Origin of the sequence: Streptococcus oralis (genome assembly GCF_001578945.1) — a bacterium.
Lineage (GTDB): Bacteria > Bacillota > Bacilli > Lactobacillales > Streptococcaceae > Streptococcus > Streptococcus oralis_Q.
In genome coordinates, this window is the sequence record NZ_KQ969550.1 from 3,548 (window position 1) to 4,479 (window position 932).

General features: G+C 36.4%; 1 protein-coding gene and 1 pseudogene. One reads left to right on the top strand and one right to left on the bottom strand.

Annotated elements, in window-relative coordinates; translation table 11 throughout:
- Positions 1–105: KxYKxGKxW signal peptide domain-containing protein (locus tag SORDD16_RS12230; RefSeq protein WP_164966474.1), on the bottom strand; the 105-nt coding region annotated here is incomplete at its 3' end.
- Positions 106–600: 495 nt separating this feature from the next.
- Between SORDD16_RS12230 and SORDD16_RS11415 the strand changes: the two are divergent.
- A pseudogene (locus SORDD16_RS11415) lies at positions 601–932 on the top strand (transposase); the annotation flags it as partial.

The window sequence follows — 932 nt, forward strand, 5'->3', positions numbered from 1 at the left end:
TGAGTTCGAGGCTTTTACCCAGTTTTTCCCCGATTTGTAAAGCTTATAACGCTTTTTCTCATCTACGATCTCGAAATCTTTATTAAATTTTTTACTTCGAAACATTTGATTCCTTTCCTTTATTTTAAATGCGACCCTTTGTTAACCTCATGATCATTAACAAAGCGTAAGTTGCGCTGTCCTCCCAAGACCAGTAGCAATAAAGACCTCAGTCAGTTTCAGTTTTTATCTCCTTGACTTGAAAAGAGCAGATTCCACCTAGTATATACCAGTCGTTTTTATCTAGTATGTACCATTTACTATTCTATCAAAATGGCTCCTCCTTTTCAAGCATTTATGCAAGAAATGACCAATGAAAACGCCTAAAGTTAACCTGAAAGTTCGTCTTTTACATCTTAAGTATATAATATATGTTTTATAATAAGAACTCAAAACTCATAAGATCTTCTAGTAAAATAGCATTGAACAAATTAGTTACGAAGGGAATCTTATAAGTTATCATCATTTTACCGTAGATGAATGGGAAAGTATTCTGATTTGCCATACACGAAAGGGCATCACCATTCTTGAAAACAACCGACAGGCAACCATCAAGAACTACTTTTCCCTAAGACAAAGATTATTCTCAATAGATTTTCCATTATCCAGCATTTGAGTCGGGCTATGATGACGACCAGAATTGCCATTATGAAGGAATTTGATAGACGCTCTCTCCCCATCGAGTCAGGAAAAATTACTGGCGTATCCTTCAAAAAGATAGTCGAAAACGGTCTGACAGACCTTTCTTTTCAAGGACCTTTAGACAGACACTGACACCACGTGAGGTCGTTGAGAAAACCTTAGCTTTCTCCGATGAACTCCGCTATTAGTACAATCTTTACCAGCTCCTGCTTTTTCATTTTCAAGATAAACGGACAAACGAATTTTTTGGA